General features: G+C 59.6%; 16 protein-coding genes and 1 pseudogene. 6 read left to right on the forward strand and 11 right to left on the reverse strand.

Going from position 1 to position 18,848, the window contains the following annotated elements; genetic code table 11:
• Positions 1 to 153: 153 nt before the first annotated feature.
• Entirely contained in the window at positions 154 to 1,083 is a 930-nt protein-coding gene (locus tag RSO67_RS15080) for a GAF domain-containing DNA-binding protein (protein WP_315844092.1), read from the reverse strand.
• Positions 1,084 to 1,296: 213 nt separating this feature from the next.
• Between RSO67_RS15080 and RSO67_RS15085 the strand changes: the two genes are divergently transcribed.
• Positions 1,297 to 2,130, forward strand: a complete 834-nt coding sequence (locus RSO67_RS15085; protein ID WP_315844093.1) for an MBL fold metallo-hydrolase — start codon at positions 1,297 to 1,299, stop codon at positions 2,128 to 2,130.
• A 35-nt stretch (positions 2,131 to 2,165) separates the two neighbouring features.
• Here RSO67_RS15085 and ubiG read toward each other — a convergent pair whose 3' ends face one another.
• Both ubiG and RSO67_RS15095 read right to left on the reverse strand, forming a co-directional pair.
• Positions 2,166 to 2,924 carry a bifunctional 2-polyprenyl-6-hydroxyphenol methylase/3-demethylubiquinol 3-O-methyltransferase UbiG gene (gene ubiG / locus RSO67_RS15090; protein WP_315844094.1) on the reverse strand — a complete coding sequence of 253 codons (759 nt, stop codon included), beginning with the start codon at positions 2,922 to 2,924 and terminating at the stop codon, positions 2,166 to 2,168.
• A gap of 15 nt (positions 2,925 to 2,939) precedes the next feature.
• On the reverse strand, positions 2,940 to 3,407 hold the full coding sequence (locus RSO67_RS15095; RefSeq protein WP_120287359.1) for a PH domain-containing protein: 468 nt from the start codon (positions 3,405 to 3,407) through the stop codon (positions 2,940 to 2,942).
• A gap of 155 nt (positions 3,408 to 3,562) precedes the next feature.
• Here RSO67_RS15095 and RSO67_RS15100 point away from each other — a divergent pair, with 155 nt between their 5' ends.
• The 5 genes from RSO67_RS15100 (at position 3,563) to RSO67_RS15120 (ending at position 10,619) form a co-directional block, all read left to right on the forward strand.
• Complete coding sequence (locus RSO67_RS15100) at positions 3,563 to 4,816, forward strand: aspartate kinase (RefSeq protein WP_315844095.1); 1,254 nt, start codon at positions 3,563 to 3,565, stop codon at positions 4,814 to 4,816.
• A gap of 265 nt (positions 4,817 to 5,081) precedes the next feature.
• On the forward strand, positions 5,082 to 7,349 hold the full coding sequence (ptsP, locus tag RSO67_RS15105) for a phosphoenolpyruvate--protein phosphotransferase (RefSeq protein ID WP_089267721.1): 2,268 nt from the start codon (positions 5,082 to 5,084) through the stop codon (positions 7,347 to 7,349).
• A 57-nt stretch (positions 7,350 to 7,406) separates the two neighbouring features.
• Complete coding sequence (gene prfA / locus RSO67_RS15110; protein WP_315844096.1) at positions 7,407 to 8,492, forward strand: peptide chain release factor 1; 1,086 nt, start codon at positions 7,407 to 7,409, stop codon at positions 8,490 to 8,492.
• Entirely contained in the window at positions 8,489 to 9,379 is an 891-nt protein-coding gene (prmC, locus tag RSO67_RS15115; protein ID WP_410001860.1) for a peptide chain release factor N(5)-glutamine methyltransferase, read from the forward strand. Before prfA ends, prmC begins: the two co-directional genes overlap by 4 nt.
• Before the next feature lie 478 nt (positions 9,380 to 9,857).
• Positions 9,858 to 10,619, forward strand: coding sequence for a DUF4167 domain-containing protein (locus RSO67_RS15120; RefSeq protein ID WP_315844097.1), 762 nt, complete (start codon positions 9,858 to 9,860; stop codon positions 10,617 to 10,619).
• Positions 10,620 to 10,673: 54 nt separating this feature from the next.
• On the opposite strand, the gene RSO67_RS15125 is transcribed toward RSO67_RS15120, so the two are convergent.
• The 8 genes and pseudogenes from RSO67_RS15125 to RSO67_RS15160 all read right to left on the reverse strand — a co-directional run bounded on the left by RSO67_RS15125 (position 10,674) and on the right by RSO67_RS15160 (position 18,819).
• Complete coding sequence (locus RSO67_RS15125; RefSeq protein ID WP_410001861.1) at positions 10,674 to 11,867, reverse strand: hypothetical protein; 1,194 nt, start codon at positions 11,865 to 11,867, stop codon at positions 10,674 to 10,676.
• 186 nt (positions 11,868 to 12,053) lie between these two features.
• Positions 12,054 to 12,683 (reverse strand): CoA pyrophosphatase, encoded by a 630-nt coding sequence (locus RSO67_RS15130; protein ID WP_315844263.1) that lies wholly within the window; start codon positions 12,681 to 12,683, stop codon positions 12,054 to 12,056.
• Positions 12,684 to 12,739: 56 nt separating this feature from the next.
• Positions 12,740 to 14,406, reverse strand: a pseudogene (locus RSO67_RS15135) (PAS domain-containing protein).
• A 114-nt stretch (positions 14,407 to 14,520) separates the two neighbouring features.
• A complete protein-coding gene (locus RSO67_RS15140) occupies positions 14,521 to 14,886 on the reverse strand; it encodes a ribbon-helix-helix domain-containing protein (protein WP_315844098.1) in 366 nt (121 codons plus the stop codon).
• Between the two features lie 70 nt (positions 14,887 to 14,956).
• The gene (locus RSO67_RS15145; RefSeq protein WP_315844099.1) at positions 14,957 to 16,615 is read right to left on the reverse strand and encodes a TadG family pilus assembly protein; all 1,659 of its coding nucleotides are present in this window, start codon (positions 16,613 to 16,615) and stop codon (positions 14,957 to 14,959) included.
• A gap of 12 nt (positions 16,616 to 16,627) precedes the next feature.
• Positions 16,628 to 17,062: a TadE/TadG family type IV pilus assembly protein gene (locus RSO67_RS15150; protein ID WP_315844100.1), complete on the reverse strand. Its 435-nt coding sequence runs from the start codon at positions 17,060 to 17,062 to the stop codon at positions 16,628 to 16,630.
• A gap of 154 nt (positions 17,063 to 17,216) precedes the next feature.
• Entirely contained in the window at positions 17,217 to 18,119 is a 903-nt protein-coding gene (locus tag RSO67_RS15155) for a LysR family transcriptional regulator (RefSeq protein WP_315844101.1), read from the reverse strand.
• A gap of 349 nt (positions 18,120 to 18,468) precedes the next feature.
• On the reverse strand, positions 18,469 to 18,819 hold the full coding sequence (locus RSO67_RS15160; RefSeq protein ID WP_315844102.1) for a VanZ family protein: 351 nt from the start codon (positions 18,817 to 18,819) through the stop codon (positions 18,469 to 18,471).
• Positions 18,820 to 18,848 lie beyond the last annotated feature (29 nt).

The raw sequence follows: 18,848 nt of genomic DNA on the forward strand, positions 1-18,848 counted from the left end.
CGTGTTGAAATGCAGCAACACAAAACGCGAAAAGCACTCAACACACTGACGTCGCTAACGATTTATTAAGTCGTGATCAGCACGCGATTGATAGCAATCGGCACGCGAAATGTGAGTCGTCGACGTGCTGGCATTCATCTCGCTTGGTGTCGTTTAAACGCCAAGATGCGCACGTAACTCAGCTCGGCCGGCGCGCGATACCGGCCAATGGTCCCCATAATCATGCAAGCGCAGTTGCCATGCCCCGCTCGACCGGCGCACGACCTCGCGCACGAACTGATGATTGACGACGGCCGTGCGATGAATACGAACGAACCAGCCCGGCGGGATTAGGCCCAACCACTGGGTCAGCGGCCTTGGATCGAGCACCATCGCGCCATCCATCAACCACACCTCGGTATAGTCTTTTGACGAGCGCAGGCCGACGATTTCGGTCAATGGCGTGCCGAGAATGCCATGCGCGCGACGTAGGTAGATCAGTGCAGGATATGCGACGTGCGAATCTTCGGCAGCAGAGGCGATCGGCGGCCGGCTATAACGCGCCGCCGCGATGAGATCGGCACAACGAAACAGATCAGCGATTTCATCCGACCACCGACGCGGCGCCTTGACGGCATCGAAACCGATGCAGGCGACGAGCCTGCCGTCATGAAACACCGGCACACTGAGTACACTCTTGTTGTTCTGCCGAATAAACTCAGCGCGCAACGCACCGGCACTGCGTGGCAGTGCCTCGATGTCATTGACCATCACAGCCTGCCCCAGGACCAACCGTTGATGCAGCCAGCCGATCATGGTGACCGGCACATGCTGCAGATCCTGCACAAAGGATCCGACCCCGCCGCGACTCCACTCATGGGTGTTGCGAAAGCGCAGATGGTCGGCGTCGTATTCGAACATCCATGCGCGATCTGCTTCGGCGTCCACACCTATGACTTGGAGTATCCCGGCAATCGCCGCATCGAGTGGCCGCGTCAGCAGCAGCATCGCCGTGTCAAACACCCAGCCCGATTGCGACGCCGCAACACGATCATCGCGGCCGACGAATTCCCAGGGCAGGGCTGAATTGGATGACAACTGCAATGCTCATGGTAGTGATCACAAGATCTACCCAACCACATTACCTTAGACAACGTGTCAATCCCTGCAGCGTGGCGACTATTCCATCGCGGCACCCGGGCATCCACATCGTGCGATGCGCCGCGATCTTGGGCAGTCTCCGGCGCCACAACCAGCATTGCAGCGTCCGCTTTTGGCGATACATTGAAGCAAAGCGCATTCGGAGACTGCCGGATCATGCTGCGATTTCTGCCTGTTGTCCTCAGCACCCTGACTTGTTGGGCAATGAGTTGGGTTGTTACCCCAGCGCTCGCGCAAAATGCCCCGCGCGGCAGTGAGTGTCTGGCAATGGCCACACGGCCACCACTCGCAATTCCGGTCGGTTTGCAACGGACTGCGGCGAAGGCCGATGAGGTCGCCATCACCTATGCCGGGCACTCCACCTATTACATCGACACACCCGGCGGCGTGACCATCGCCACCGACTACAACGGCGTCTACAAGCTCGATCGCATCCCGGACGTGGTGACGATGAACCGGGCGCACAGCACCCACTACACGCTGTACCCCGACCCGCGCATCAAGACGGTATTGCATGGGTGGGGCGGGAGTGGACAGCCGGCGCAAATCCATGAGCGCATCGGCGACGTGCTGATCCGCAACGTCACGACAGACATCCGCCGTTACTATGGCGATGACGCGGGCGGCGAGATGGTGAAAGACGGCAATTCGATCTTCATCTTCGAGGTTGCTGGCCTGTGCATCGGTCATCTCGGCCATCTGCATCACAAGCTCGACGAAAGCCACTTCGCCGCGATCGGCCGCCTCGACATCGTGATGGTGCCGATCGATGGCAGCTACACAATGTCCCTCGACGGCGTATCCGAGATCACGAGGCGGCTGCGCGCCTCGGTGGTGCTACCCATGCATCGCTTCATGACACCGCTCAGCGACTTCATGACGAAGATCGGAAAAGATTTCGAAATCGACCAGCGCAGCGCCCAAACGCTGACGATATCACTCAATGCGCTGCCCAAGGCACCGACGGTGATTATTCTCAACGGGGTTTGACGACCTGTCGAAGCGGGGCAGGCGGAACAGAAACGCTAGACCTCTTCCGCGACCACCATATAGTTCACGTCCATATCGGATGACAGCGTCCAGCGGTCACCGAGCGGGTTGTAGACCACACCTGATTGTTCGGTGATTTCCAGCTTGTTGCGCGACAGATGATGCGCGAGTTCGTCCGGGGTGACGAACTTGTCCCACTGATGCGTGCCACGTGGCAGCCAGCGCAGCACATATTCGGCGGCGACGATGCCGAGTGCAAAGCTCTTCCAGTTACGGTTCAGCGTCGACACCACCATCATGCCGCCGGGCTTGAGCATCTGCGCGCAGCGATCGAGGAATGCGCCGACATCGACGACGTGTTCGACGACTTCCATCGCCAGCACGATATCGAAGCGCTCACGCACGTCCATCTCCTCGACGGTGGTGCAACGATAATCGATCGACAGATGCCCTTTGTCGGCGTGCAATTTGGCGGCGGCGATATTGGTGGCGGAGGGATCGATGCCGATCACCTGTGCTCCGAGCCGCGTGAACGGCTCACAGAGCAAACCCGCTCCGCAGCCGATATCGAGCATGCGCAATCCGCTCAGGCAATTCAGGCTGCGAACATTGCGATCGAACTTGCGGCAGGCGGCGTCGCGAATATAGGTCAGACGCAGCGGGTTGATCTTGTGCAGCGGCGCCATCTTGCCGCGCGGGTCCCACCATTCCTCCGACAGCTTGGAGAATTTCGCGACTTCGCTGGCATCGACGGAGGATGCGGAAGCATCGGAATAGCTGGATTGCATGGCCATTGTGGAGCCGTTGTCCTATCGCGCTGTGATGTGGCTGCGAAATGCGAGTGGTGACGCGATCATCTTGATGACCTCTTCATCATCACCCATGTTCTCGATGGCGATGTCACCATAATTCAAGATGCGTCCCAGAATGCTCTGATTGACGCTGACGCTCGCGACCTTGTCGATACTGATCTCGAAAGTCTTGCGCGTGATGAACCCTTCCTTGTGCACGACCCGCAGCGTGGTGACATCCGTCTCGGTCGTCCAGCGCTGGAACCAGCCCTTCATCGACCAGTACAGCGCCGCGAAGGCCACTACGGCCGAGGATGCCAGGCAGAGCAGAACAAGGGTTTCGTTGATCGCGTAACGCGTCAGGACCAGCAAAGCCGCCGAGACGATCCAGGCCGCGATGGCCGGGACATAGACCACCCAGTGCAAGTTGCTGGAATACAGCACCTTCTCGCCCGGCTGCAGGATATCGTCGATATAGCGCCCCATAAACCGTCCAAAATGCCCTGTCTCGGTGCGTTCTAAGGGACCAGGAGCCCGGGTTGCTTGCCCCCACCCTCGCCGCTATGTATACGCGCGTTTTCGCCCGCGTGCGTAGTGCGCGGTATCTTTACCCACTGTCGTCAGGGAATGCACCACTCGTCATGGGCCGGCTCGTAATGAAATTCGGCGGTACGTCCGTCGCCAACATCGACCGCATCCGCAACGTCGCGCAGCATGTCAAACGCGAGGTCGATGCCGGTCATGAGGTCGCGGTCGTGGTGTCGGCGATGTCGGGCAAAACCAACGAACTGGTGGCCTGGTGCACCGAAGTGTCCCCGATGCATGACGCCCGGGAATACGACGCCATCGTCGCGTCCGGTGAGCTTGTGACCGCCGGCCTGCTGGCGATCGCGCTGCAGACCATCGGCATCCAGGCGCGCTCCTGGCAGGGCTGGCAGATCCCGATCAAGACGTCGGACGCCCATGCCTCGGCCCGGATCGACGAGATCGACGGCGACAAACTCATCAAGCGCTTCAAGGAGCGCAAGGAAGTGGCCGTGATCGCCGGCTTCCAGGGCATCCATCCCGAAACCGGCCGCGTCACCACGCTCGGCCGGGGTGGGTCCGATACGTCGGCTGTGGCAATTGCCGCTGCCGTCAAGGCCGACCGCTGTGACATCTATACCGACGTGGACGGCGTCTACACCACCGATCCGCGCGTCGTGCCGAAGGCACAACGCATGAACAAGGTGGCGTTCGAGGAAATGCTGGAACTGGCGTCGCAGGGCGCCAAGGTCCTGCAGGTCCGCTCCGTGGAACTCGGCATGACCCACAACATGCCGATTTTCGTGCGCTCAAGTTTCGACAAACCCGAAGACATCGACCCGCACGGCACCCCGCCGGGCACGCTGATCTGCAGCGAGGAGGAAATCATGGAAAGCCACGTCGTTACCGGAATCGCCTTTTCCAAGGACGAAGCCCAGATTTCCGTCCGTCAGATCGAGGACAAGCCGGGCGTCGCTGCCTCGATCTTCGTGCCGTTGGCCGAAGCCAACATCAATGTGGACATGATCGTCCAGAACGTCTCTGAAGACGGCAAGACCACCGACCTGACCTTCACCGTGCCGGCCACCGACTATGCCCGCGCCAAAGAGACCATCACCGCGGCCAAGGCCAAGATCGGCTATGCCCGCATCGACAGCGCAACCGATGTCGCCAAGGTCTCGGTGATCGGATCGGGCATGCGCAGCCATGCCGGCGTCGCCGCGCAAGCCTTTGCGGCCCTTTCCGAGCGCCAGATCAATATCCGGGCAATCACCACGTCCGAAATCAAGTTCTCGGTCCTGATCGATACGGCCTATACGGAACTGGCGGTTCGCACCCTGCACACGCTGTATGGTCTCGACAAAGCGTAGAAAATTTTTCCTGAAACATCCGTTATTTTGATGTGAACGGTGTGTTTCTTGTCTGGCAGGTGTTTTGCTTGGCAAAACAAGCCTCAATTCGCTATACGGCCTGCATGGGCAGCCGTTGCGGCTGAGGGCGCCGTTTCGGACATCTGATACGGTTCTGTCGCTGCGCCTCTTGTTGCGCGGCGGTGCAAATTCTATTGTTTTCTGAGGCTTAGCGTCGGCGCACGGCTTTTGTCAGGTGTCGGCCTCGTGGGGAGGGTGTCGGCACATGCGGAGCGCGTCGGGTGGCCCCCGAGTCTTGCTGAGACGGCTCCGCGAAGTGATGGCGGAGCAGGTCAGCGCTCAGGAACGCCTCGACAAGATCGTGGTGCTGATCGCCGCCAATATGGTGGCGGAAGTCTGCTCGACATACGTGCTGCGCGTCGACAATACACTCGAGCTCTACGCCACTGAAGGCCTCAACCGCGACGCCGTCCATCAGACCGTGCTGAGCTCCCATGAGGGCCTGGTCGGTCTGGTCGCCTCCGAAGCCACACCGCTGAATCTCAACGACGCCCAGAGCCACCCGGCGTTCTCGTTCCGCCCGGAGACCGGCGAAGAAATCTATCACTCGTTCCTCGGCGTGCCGATCCTGCGCGCCGGCAATACGCTCGGCGTGCTGGTGGTGCAGAACCGCGCCAAGCGCACTTATGTCGAGGAAGAAGTCGAGGCGCTGCAGACAACGGCGATGGTGCTCGCCGAGATGATCGCTTCCGGCGAGCTTTCGGCGCTGGCGCAGCCGGGCGCCGAGCCCGCTGCGCGGCATTCCCTGCACAAGACCGGTGCCATCCTCTCCGATGGCATCGCGCTCGGCCATGTGGTGCTGCATGAGCCACGCGTTGTCATCACCAATTACATCGCCGAAGACCTGCCGAAGGAAATCAAACGGCTGGACACGGCGCTGACCAAGCTGCGGTCGGACCTCGACCGCATGCTGGAACGCGGCGACGTCGCCGACGGCGGCGAGCACCGCGATGTGCTCGAAGCCTATCGCATGTTCGCCAATGACCACGGCTGGTCGCACAAGCTGCACGAAGCGGTCGCCACCGGCCTCACTGCGGAAGCCGCCGTCGAACGCGTGCAGTCGGATACCCGTGCGCGCATGCTGCGTTCCACCGATCCCTATCTGCGCGACCGCCTGCACGATCTTGAAGATCTCGGCCACCGCCTGATGCGGCAGCTGGTCGGCCAGGATCACGCGCCGTCGCGCGAGCAGATGCCGGACAATGCGATCCTGATCGCACGCGCGATGGGCCCGGCCGCCCTCCTCGACTACGACCGCAAGAAGTTGCGTGGCCTGGTGCTGGAGGAAGGTACGGCTAATTCGCATGTCTCGATCGTGGCGCGCGCGCTCGGCATTCCCGCGATCGGCGAAGTCGCAAATGCGCCGGGCATTGCTGATCCAGGCGACGCCGTCATCGTCGATGGCACCTCGGGCTCGATCTATATTCGGCCCTCGGCCGAGATCGAATCCGCTTATGCCGAACGCGTGCGTTTCCGCGCGCGGCGACAGGCGCAGTACTCAGCGCTGCGCGACCTTCCCTGCGTAACCAAGGACGGCCAGAAGGTCGACCTGCTGATCAATGCCGGTCTGATCATCGACCTGCCGCATATCGACGATACCGGATCGGCGGGCATCGGCCTGTTCCGCACCGAACTGCAATTCATGGTGGGGGAAAGCCTGCCCCGCTCCAGCGATCAGCTGGCGCTGTATCGTGCGGTGCTCGATGCTGCCGGCCCGAAACCGGTGACATTCCGCACCCTTGATATCGGCGGCGACAAGGCACTCCCTTACATGGAGACCATCGTCGAGGAGAACCCAGCGCTGGGCTGGCGCGCGATCCGTCTTGGCCTCGATCGGCCCGGCCTGCTGCGCGGCCAGATCCGCGCATTGCTGCGCGCCGGCGGCGGGCGTGCGCTGCGCATCATGTTCCCGATGATTTCGGAAGTGGCCGAGTTCGATCAGGCCAAGGCGATCATCGAACGCGAGCTGACTTATTTGCGCCAGCATGGTCATGCGCTGCCAGAGCGGATCGATGTTGGCACCATGATCGAGGTGCCTGCGCTGGTCTATCAGCTCGACGAACTCCTGAAGAAGGTCGACTTCGTCTCGGTCGGCTCCAACGACCTGTTCCAGTTCCTGTTCGCTGTCGACCGCGGCAATGCCAAGGTGTCGGAACGCTTCGATACGCTGTCGGCGCCGATCCTGCGCGTACTGCGTGAGATCGTGCAAAAGGGCGACGCCGCCAAACGTCACGTCTCGCTGTGCGGCGAGATGGCCTCGCAGCCGATCGGCGCGCTGGCACTGATTGGCATGGGCTATCGCTCGCTGTCTCTGTCGGCCACCGCACACGGTCCCGTGAAGGCAATGATTCTCGACCTCGATGCCAAAAAGGCCGAGGCGCTGATGACACAACTGCTCGACGCTCCCTCGGGCAGCGTCTCGATCCGGCAGAAGCTCACTGAATTCGCCGAAGCCGAAGGGCTGTCGTTGTAGCGAGGCTCTTGCCCGCACGACGCGCTTTCCCCTTTCCGCGATCTCCGAGATTCCACGATGTCCCTGCTACCCGAAACAAAACTCGACGTGCTCCTCGCACATCACGCCTCGCTCGAGGCACAACTGATGGGTCAGGTCAGCGCCGAGAATTATGTGAAGATGACGCGCGAGCTGTCCGAGCTCAATCCGTTGATCGACGCGGTGAAGACCTATCGCGGCGCGCTTGCAGAGCTCAAAGATATCGATGCGATAATCGCCGACACTTCGACCGATGCGGAGATGCGCGAGATGGCGCAGGCCGAGCGTCCGGCGCTGGAAGAACGCATCGAGGCGCTGGCGCAGGAAATCCGCGTGGCGCTGCTGCCGAAGGATGCGATGGACGAGCGCAACGTCGTGCTGGAAATCCGTGCCGGCACCGGCGGCGACGAGGCTTCACTGTTCGCCGGCGACCTGTACCGGATGTATGAGCGCTTCGCGGCACTGGCCGGCTGGAAGGTCGAGGTGATTTCGGCGTCCGAAGGCACCATGGGCGGCTACAAGGAAATCATCGCCGAGGTGAAGGGCCGCGGTGCTTTCGCCAAGTTGAAATTCGAATCCGGTGTACACCGCGTGCAGCGCGTGCCCGATACGGAGACTCAGGGGCGCATTCACACGTCGGCGGCAACGGTCGCTGTCATGCCCGAAGTCGAAGAAGTGGATATCGACATCAAGCAGGACGACCTGCGCATCGACACGATGCGCGCACAGGGCGCCGGCGGCCAGCACGTCAACAAGACCGAATCAGCGATCCGCATCACGCATATCCCGACCGGCATCGTGGTGATGATGCAGGACAGCCGCTCGCAACATAAGAACCGCGCTTCGGCGATGAACATCCTGCGCTCGCGCATCTATGACGCCGAACAGCAGCGTATCGATTCCGCCCGCTCGGCCGAGCGCAAGGAGAAGGTCGGCTCCGGTGACCGCTCGGAGCGCATCCGCACCTACAATTTCCCGCAGGGCCGCGTCACCGACCACCGCATCAATCTCACGCTCTACAAGCTGCCGCAGGTGATTGCCGGCGAAGCGTTGGGCGAACTGGTCGATGCGCTGACGACAGAGCATCAGGCTGCACAACTCGCTGCCCAGGGCGACACGGCGTGAGCGCCGGCGACATGTTCGCCGGACAGAGCATCGAGAACGCGCGACGCTCATTGACCAATCTGCTCCGCACCCACGGCATCGATTCCGCTGAACTCGACGCGCGCTTGCTGACAGGTGCCGCGCTCGAACTCGATCTGACCGGGTTGATCTCGGCTGCGAAGCGCATCCTGACGTCCAATGAAGCGGCCCAACTTGCCCGCTTCGCACAGCGCCGCATCGATGGCGAACCCGTGGCCCGCGTCCTAGGCATGAAAGAATTCTGGGGCCTGCCGCTGCAGCTATCCCCCGACACGCTGGTACCCCGTCCCGATACCGAAACCCTCGTCGAGGCGGCGCTCGAACTTCTCGATGCGACAGGTCCGCGTGACCGTCCGCTTGTGATCGCCGATCTCGGCACAGGCTCCGGCGCAATCCTGCTGGCGCTGCTTTCAGAGTTAACCAACGCCACCGGCATTGCGACCGATATCAATCTCGACGCCCTGCGAACGGCTCGCTCCAACGCTGCGCAACTCGGCTTGATCGAGCGCGCCCATTTCGTTGTCTCCGACTATGCCTCAGCCCTGACCGGCGGCTTCGACCTGATCGTCTCCAATCCGCCCTATATTCCCTCGGCCGACATTGCCGACCTCGACATCGAGGTGCGCGACCACGACCCACTCCGCGCCCTGGATGGTGGAAGAGACGGATTAAATGCCTATCGAATCATCGCCCCCGAGGCCGCCCGGTTGCTGGTGCCCGGCGGCCTGCTGGTGGTCGAGGTGGGCCACCACCAAAGCGACGATGTCGCCGGTCTGATGGCGGTATCCGGGTTAACCCTGCCGAGGCCGGCCAAAGCCGATCTGGGAGGCATTTGCAGGGCGGTATCAGGACAAAAAAAGCCCCGATAAAGCCTTCTTAGGACAGAAAAAACCACTTGGAATATCCCCGGGGAGCGACTACCTTCCTGTCACAACATCGGTTCAGGGTTGGCTCGCCCCGTAGATTTACGGCAGGAAGCCAGAATTCTCGCTAGAGAGCCCGTCCGGGTGAAAGGTTCCAACAGGCAGGTTTGGTTGAGCGCGATGGCTGAGAGAGCTGCGCTGCTCGCGACCGCAAAGCGAACGAAAGCCTGATATTGCGCTTTAAACTTCACGCACAGAAGCCTGACCTTGTTTCGGCAGGTGAGTGATTTGGTCCGGCTGGCATGGTCAGCGGGCGGTTGGGGAACGCGTCTTTGTTGAACGCGAATGACGGCAAGATCGATGCAGCAAAGGTCTGCACGACGATTCGGACGCTTGACGCGTCCGCATCCCGCAATGTGCTGCGGCAATCATCTCTTTGAAACATAGCTCTGTGACACTCTGGATCGATAACTGAAGGCGACACATGCGAAACGGTCAGAACAACAACAAGCGGATGCGGAACAACAACAACAACCGCAACAACAATAATAATAACAATAACAATCGGCGCGGCCAGAACCCGATGACCCGGGTCTTCGAATCGAATGGCCCCGACATCAAGATCCGCGGTACCGCCTCCCACGTCGCAGAGAAATACGTCCAGCTCGCCCGCGATGCACGCAGCTCTGGTGATCCCGTTGCTGCCGAGAACTACTATCAGCACGCCGAGCACTATTTCCGCCTGATCGCCGCCGCGCAGGAGCAGTTCCGGCAGAATCAGCCGCAACCGCGCACCGAAAACGAGATGCCGCCTGAGGACAACGATGACGAGAGCGAGAGCTACTCGAACTTCGGCGCCGAGCCCGGTTTCGTGCCAGTGCAGCAGCAGCCCTTTGCGCAGCGCGAGCAGCCTCCGCAGCGTGAGGGTGGTCAGCCCTATCAGCCCCGCGAGAACAATCATCGCGAACACCGCCAGCAAAATCAGCCGCAGGCTCAGCCGCAATATCAGCCGCAACCGCAGCCGATGATGCCGGTCGGCGATGGTGTTGATCGTCTGCCTTCTTTCATCACGGGTGGTGCGCAGCCTCAGCCGGGTGCTGCTCCAGGTGGCTTCGAACAGAGTGGTGGTGGAGAGCGCTTCCCGCCGCGTCGTCGCCGCCGTCCGCACGGTCCTCGCCCCGACGTTGCTGTAGCTGGCGCGCCAGCAGAAGCACCGAGCGACGATTTCAATCCGGGCAATTCATAGGCCCAGCCGCTCTCCGGCGAGAGCGCACATCACGAGGCATAGATTGGCCGTGGCTCAGAAAGCCGCGGCCAATTCTTTTGCGCCTGGCAAATTGCTGTTGCTGTCCATCCGCGCATTGGTGACTGCGAGCAGCTTGGCTACGGTATTGTGGCGAATCGCCACCGGATTGCGCTCATAGCCGCCACGCTGGAAGAAGTTCGCCGTCGGCACCTGCTCGCGCATCGCCAGCGGCATGGTCACCATATCGAAGCCGTTGCCATCGCCAGTGAGATTCATCATCTCAAGCTCGGCCGCGCTGAGCGGGCGATCAAACCCGCGGGCGCGGGCAAAATTCACTGACGTCAGCAGTTTGTGGACCTGCAACTGCGGGCCGATATCCATGTCCAGCACCAGCGCATGCATGGCCCAGCCCTGCGGCGTCGTGCCCAGCTTCTCGAGCGCGCTCCAGTTTTGCGGAACGGTGCGCACAGTCGCCTGCATACGCTTGAAGACCGCAATCTTGTGATCCATCACCTTACGCTGCGGACCCGAGAGCGTCGATGCCTTCTCGGTCAGAACTTTCAAAATCTGAGGCCCCTGTTCGGCAACGAGCGTCGTCGTATTGGCTGTGAGCAGCTGATTGTAGCCGATAGCGGTGGAGATCGCGCGCGACCCCGGACGTGACGGGTTCAGGCCCGACTGCATGTCATGGCCACCATTGCCACCGGTTTCGAAGGAATAGACGCGCACCGCAATGTCGCGTGTCAGCCCGGCCTGCAGGGCAGCACGAGCATAAGCGCGCTTGAACTCCATCTCATTGGCAGGCCGCTGCGGCACGAACTGAAATTGCTCCCTCGCCGCCGCGAGGAAATCCGCCACCACCGGAAGATCCTTGCGAACGCGCGGACCGCTATCCTCAGGCTCCGGATTCACCGGACGTTTTGGTCCTTCATAAAGCGGCGCCTGTTCCAGCACATAGTCATTAAGCGTGATCTGCTGGCGGTCGCGGCGCTTGGCATTGCGGATTTTTCGCTTCTCAGAGATTGCATCCCAATAGGCACCGGCCTCTTGATCGAAGGCCACGCGCGCTTCCTGATATTCTGCAAGCTTGCGGCGGTATTCGACAATGGCCTGTGGCGAAGCGCCCTGAGCCATCGCATTGGCAACGCCTGCCGGTAATTGGGCGGAATCCAGCGCATACGCGACCGGCATGAACAAAAATACCGCGAGCGGGACAGTGGCAGTAAAGGCGCGAATCAAATGAGACATGGGACCTGTCGAGATGGCAGCCGGCATAGCCGGCAATGCAGAGGAATGAGGCGGGACGCCGCCCCGCGCCCGTCCCAGGCGGGTCAAACATACCCCGCTCAAAATAACGTTGGATGAGTTTGGTGAACAATGTCTTTCCAAAGCCGGACACTGCCTGCGCTGACACGTCGCGCCGGGGGAGCAGAATCACTTCCAGGCGAAGACCGGCTGCTCCAGCTCGGCCACACGGGTGGTGCGACCCGCAAGAACTTCGCTGAACTGATAGATCAGCGCCGCGGTCGGCGCGTGAATAAAGTGGCCGAAATGACTGTAGCGGATCAGGCGCCTGTCGCTCTCGGGAATGGCAACGAAATCGAACGCCTGCGGCCGCGCGAGCTCCGACAGCGCAATGCGATGAACCGAGGCGACCTCATCGGGGTTCGGCATCAATTGAACGCTGTCTTGCGCCCACATGACAACAGGCGTGATCAGATAGCCGGAGCGGGTCGGGTAATCGTCGAGGACACCGACGACATCGTCCCGCGTAAGCTGCAGACCGAGCTCCTCATGCAACTCGCGGATTGCCGCCTGCACGGGCGTCTCGCCGGGGTCGCAGCGACCGCCAGGAGGTGCCCATTGATTACTGTGAGCGCGCAGACCGGACGCGCGTAACGTCAGCAACAGCGAGGTCTCCAATTCGGTCGCGGCTTCAACCATCACGAGGGCCACCGCCGCACGCTTCAGCCCCGAAGCGTACTGGCCCTGTTCGATCCGCGTGAATGCGGCTAGGCGAGTCTCGATCATTGTTCGGGTGGCGGCATTGAACGGCAGGATCATCCGCAATTGATAGCACAATCGCGGATGATCCGACAAAGCCGTACAAATTCAGCGTATCAGGCCAGTTCAGACGCCGCGCGCTGCATGTTGTCCGACATATCACTGGTCACAGTGCTCTGCTCTTCGACGGCCGCCGCCGTCGAGGTCACGAACTCGTTAACATGCTCGATCGCCTGCTTGATCGAGACCAGCGCGCCAACCACGTCACCGGAGATACCGTTCAGGGCCTCGATCTCGCTGCTGATCTTGTCGGTCGCCTGCTTGGCCTGGTTGGCCAAATTCTTGACCTCCGCCGCCACCACCGCAAAGCCCCGCCCCGCCTCACCAGCGCGAGCCGATTCGATGGTCGCGTTGAGCGCGAGCAGGTTGATCTGGCCGGTAATGTCGCCGATGAGCCCAACGATGCCACCCATCGCATGAGCCGCCGAGGTAAGCCGCTGCGCCTGGATGTCCGCCGTCTCCACCTGTTGCACCGCGGATTCTGCCGTCTGCCGGGACTTCACCATCGTCTCGGAGATTTCGCGGATCGATGCATTCATCTCTTCGCTGCCGGCAGCGACCGACTCGATCAAGGAACGAGCGCGCTCCGCTTTCAGGCGGGCCATGGCCTGCGCCGTAATATCGGCAGCGTATTTGACCACTTTGAACGGCCTGCCGTTGAGATCGAAAATCGGATTGTAGGATGCCTGGATCCAGATCTCCCGCCCCCCTTTCCGATGCGTCTGTATTCCGCGGCCTGATAGGTCCCGCGATTGAGGCTCGCCCAGAATTCCACATAGGCCGCGCCAGACCGCTCTATCGGATCGACAAACATGCTGTGATGCCGGTCCCGGATTTCGTCGATCATGTAACCGACCGTATCAAGGAAATTCTCGTTTGCCGTCAGGATGGTGCCATCCATGCGAAACTCGATGACCGCCTGCGACTTGCGAATAGCCGCCATCTGGCCGTTGCTATCAGCGGCAAGCAACTTTTGTTGGGTCACGTCGGTCGCGAATTTTACAACCTTGAACGGTTTGCCAGCATCATTGAGAATGGGATTATAGGTCGCAAGAATCCAGATTTCCTTGCCCCCCTTGCCGACGCGCTTGTATTCGGCCGCCTGATACTCACCCCGACCGAGCCGCGCCCAGAAGTCCCGGTAGGCTGCGCCATCGCGTTCACCGGCTTCCACGAACATACTGTGATGCCGCCCCTGTATTTCAGACAGCGCGTAACCAAGCGTACTCAGGAAGTTCTCGTTTGCGGTAATGATAGTTCCGTCAAGGTAGAATTCGATGACCGCCTGCGCACGGCTGATCGCGGCCACTTTTCCAGAGGCCTCAAGGCTTTCGAGTTTCTGCGCCGTGATATCTGTGGCGAATTTGATGATTTTGAACGGCTTGCCGCTCCTGTCCATGACCGGATTATAGGAAGCCTCGATCCAGATCTCCCTGCCGTCTTTGGCGACCCGCTTGAACTGCCCTGCCTGAAATTCGCCACTGTTAAGGTTACCCCAGAACTCCCGATAAGCGACACTCTCGCGCACGGCAGGCTGCACAAACATGCCGTGGTGCTTGCCCTTGATCTCATCGAGCGTATAGCCGAGTGCCTTGAGAAAATTTTCATTCGCCTTGATGATCGTGCCATCGAGATTGAACTCGATGATGGCCTGGGAGCGACTGATGGCGGTCGCTTGCGCCAATGCATTCTGCAAATCGGTCTTGCTCTGTCGGTTAAACATCTGTCGCTCCGTGGCCAAAACGGCTGTTGTCGTAAAATAGTCGACGAACGACGTCGCGCGGCACTGCGCGTCGTTTCCTTAAATCAAATAAACTGGAAGAATCGAGCAGCTGGCCTAGTCGACCAGCTGCTGATTCTGTGATCCCGCACGGCCCCAATAGGCCGCGACCTTTTCAGCCAGTTGGTTGTGATTGTCATGCAGCTTGGCATTGCTGCTCGCTGCCGGCTGATCGGCGGTACCGGCCGTCAAGCTGCGTGCAGCAATCTGCTGGAAATATTCGAGCACAGCGATACGCAGGTTAGACGACAAATTTGGTGTTTCGCGTTTGCGCTCGATCTTCTCGATATAGTGCTCGATAGTTGTATTCTCCATGCGAACGATCGCTTGCAGGCTGGCCCAGAAACTGTCTTCCAGGCTGACGCTAGTGCGTTTCTTCGAGACGACAACCGAGCGCTTGCGGTTAACGTTGGGGCGGTTCATTGCGGCTTCGTATCCCATTTTATCAGTCCTCTTCTGTTAAAGCTGGCATTGAAGTTCACGCGTTACTGATTCAGTTCACCAACACTGCGCCGTCACAGCGAATGCCGGATACCCACACATCGGCCTGTCCAATTCCGACGCCGAGACTTGCCAACGTTGCCGCCAGCAATTGATCGATTGAACTGGTTGCCCCGCTGATGATGCTGGTGACGAGTCCACCAAGACCCGGGATCGCCAAACCCAGTCCAAGAACACTGATGTTGAGGTCGCCAAGCAGACTGCCCGTCAGGGACGACGTGAAGTTTGTCGTGTTTACGGTCTTCTTCGTCTGCGACGCGATATCCGAATAGCTGAAATTGACGCTGACCGGCGTGGTGTTGCCCATGCCCGCATGGGCCTTTGCAGTCACAATTGGAATGCCCAGGAGATTCACAAGCGGGGCCGGCCCTGGATTCGGCTTGGTCGCAACATTGTTGAGGTCGGCTACAGTGACGTTACCTATCCATGCATCGACAATGCCCGGCGTAACGCCAAGCGTGACGCTCGATGTATTGACGTTGGGATAGCCGCAATTGACCTTGTTCAGCGTCGCTGTGCCCGACGCGACCTCTACATAGACCGGTAGATTGACCAATGACGCCGAACCACTTCCGATCAACTGGATGGATAGCAGCACACGTGTCTGAGCTGTATGAACACTGACGCCCTGCGTGCCCACGGCAATCCAGCCGGATCCCTGTGGCCGTGCGCCAATCGTCGCCGTCAGTGACGCGCTGGCAATGCCCGGCAGACCTAAATTGACGGATGTGGCAATCTGGTTGGTGCCATTAGCGATTCCAGCTGTTGCCTGTAGCAAATCGTAAAGCGAGATGCTCACACCGTCTTTCGGCTTGACGCCCACAATCAGGTTCGCGTAGGGGCCCGCATCGATCAGCTTGCCAGGCGCAATCTTGGTCGTCACAGATGCCGAAGCCTGCGATATCGTCGAGAGTGCGGTGGTCGCGGTGCCGCTGCCATTGGTAGCCTGCTGCGCGCTCAGCGCTGCAGCGAGAACGTCCCCGATCTTGATGTTCGAATTCAGCAGCGTGTCATAAGTCACACCGGTCAGACCGACACGCGTCGCCAGCGCCGAGAGGAAGGTGAAAGCATCGATGCGCGCGCCAAGAAGCGCATTGTAGTCCATGACTGACAGCGACAAGGTCGTGCCCAGCATTGATCCGAGAACACTATTCAACAAGCCGCCATTTAACGATGCCAATCGCGAACCGATCGAGAACGACGCGATGGCCGTCGTTGTTGCGGTCGCCGTTGTCTTGATCGTGAAATTGTTGCTGCCGGTAAAGAAATGGCTGAAGTAGAGCGGCGTCGCCGTCTGAAGACTGACCCGCGCCGCATTGGCTGTTCCTGTCGCTGGCGTGACAAAGCGGCTTTGCGCAGCGACGGCGGAATTGGCTGTGTAAGTTCCGAGTTCTACACCAACCAGGGCGCTGGCTGGATAGTTATTGCTGGTGACCGCCGCCTTTGCTGCGTTTGTCGCATTGCTTAAGTTGCTGGCCGCAACGATCGCGGCGAGATCCGTGGCAGCCTGCGTCTTGCGACGATCCGCAGCGATGGTCCCGATATCGACACCCAGTGCAGCACAACAAACGGCCAGGATCATGCCGCCCGCAGACATGATGGCAATATTTCCCCGCTGGTCGGTGCGAAACCTCTTGAGAAGTGCGCGCATCGGTTCCATCGCTCAAAACCCTCCGTAGGGAATGGCGGCAGATCGCGAGACTTGCGATGGAGGCATCGGCACGAAAGGAAGTGAATAGATGAACATGGTCGACGCGTCGTAGTTGACCGTGACCACGAAGACGTTTGCGTTCGACGACGATGTCGCCGCATTGACGCTTAGCTTTGACGCATTGATCAGCGGATAAGTCGCGGCATTCGACGTGACATAGGTCGATGCGATCGAGCCACGTTCGGTCTCGGTCAGCCCGGCGACAGAGGAACGTGCTGCCTCGGCAGCAAGCTGCTGAACACCGTGAACGACTGCAAAATATGACCCAAAGACGACGATGCCGAAAACGATCGACAGAAAGACGGGAAGCAGCATCGCGAATTCGACTGCGGAAGCGCCGCGTCGACACGACAGGAGTTTTCCCATGCTGGCATCGAATCTCAACATGCGCTGAGCTTCGCAAGACCGCGTGAAAACTACCTATACAACTTCTGCTACCACTTGGTGGGATCGATCATCTCCAATGCCTGCATTGTATTGGATGATGGCATTGAATTTGATGAGGAGATCACATTTTCTGATACGCGCGTCGATGACAGAACTATATACCGAAGAATTTAACGTGCAGTTCTTTTATTAGAATGCTGTGTTTCTTGCGAATCCCCTCACGCGCGCATAGCACGAGTTTGGGTATCGCCAGCTTTGGAAGATAATACTCATTGGCCGCCAAGAGCGACGCCGGGATCAGAGCCGTTGGCAGCAGGGTTAAACCGATGCCTGCCTTCGCAGCTTCGATCCGTGCATGATAGTCCGGGCTGGAAAATGCGATACGATAGATCATGCCCCTACGCTCAAGCGCCTGAATCATGACGTTATGCACGATCTGCCCCGGCCAAGTCAGCAACGGAATGGGCGCGCCAGGGCTTAACGTAAAATCCTTGGATCGAACCCAGGTCAATTCATCGTCGCGTTGCGCGACGATATCTATGGCCGCATCCCCGGGCATATCGGAGATACTGAGGAACACGCCGACATCGATGTAGCCGTCGAGCATGCTTTTCGCGATCTCGGCCGAATTATCTGAATAGATGCAGACATTGTTCATCGCCGCCTTGCTCATCCCTTCCATTGCGCGTTGCGAATAGAAGTTGGTCAGACCAAGCCGGATGGTCTGATCTTCGGGCGAAGCGCCACGCAGCAAGAGCAACTGGTCATTCGCCTCCAGAATCTTCTTGGCCTGGATCAGAACGAGCTTTCCGAGCTCTGTCGTCGATGAGCCGTTGGCAGACTTCTGGAAGATACTGCCGCCGACCGCGTGCTCAATGCGCTTGATCTGCGAGCTGATGGCAGGCTGGCTCAGGCCGAGCAGCTTCGCGGCCTTGGTGATGCTGCCGGCTTCGGAGATACCGACAACCGATCGCATGATTTCGGTTGGGATGCTCGAATGCTGGTACCGCCGATGCATAATACGTTGTCCTTTGAGATCGACGTCCTCTCCACGCAACGGAATTGTCCGCTTCGGGACGTCACACCAAAGTCATCGGCCATCTACATCAATCTGGCCGAAACGTTTCTTAGGCTCGTCGAAATTGTAGACGATACGACATACACCTTCCTTCAAGTTGTATCGGTGTCTTTTTACACATGCCAAGTACTTTCACGTAGGTGCGTGTGCGATTTCTGCCATTCGCAATCTCAAAGAGGGCTCGTGGGTAGAAGGCTACCATGATTGCACGTATTTTTTGAGGCCGCGGATGCAAAGCATCCAGGATTGCGCTTCACAGGCTGGAACTCAGCAAGCGCGATTCGCAGAAAGAGCTGATGTACCCTCAGTGAGGTAGTTCAAGTCACTCTCAACCTAAGGTGATAAATCGTTTTAAAGTCTGATGGAGCGCGAGCGATATCCCGATGCCGGTGACGCCACCTGCAAGTTTGACCAGCGCATCCCGCACCTCGCCGTGCCGGTCCGGCGTCAGATGTTGCAGCACCTCAAGCGCGACTGCCGCCCCCCCAACGAGCGTCAGGACAAACCAGAGATGGCGGGGATAAGCGAGACCGAACAAAAGGCCCACAAGTGCGAATGCGCCGAAGCGCTCAAGGCTGACACCGCCAAAATGCGGCCGCAGCCCGATCGGTGACAGAGTCGCAAAAGCAATCAATGCAAGTGTAGTCCACGCGACAACAATGATGGTTTTCCGATACATCCAGCAGTCATATCCCATGCAAGCGCAGG

Origin of the sequence: Tardiphaga sp. 709, from assembly GCF_032401055.1 — a bacterium.
Classification (GTDB): Bacteria; Pseudomonadota; Alphaproteobacteria; order Rhizobiales; family Xanthobacteraceae; genus Tardiphaga.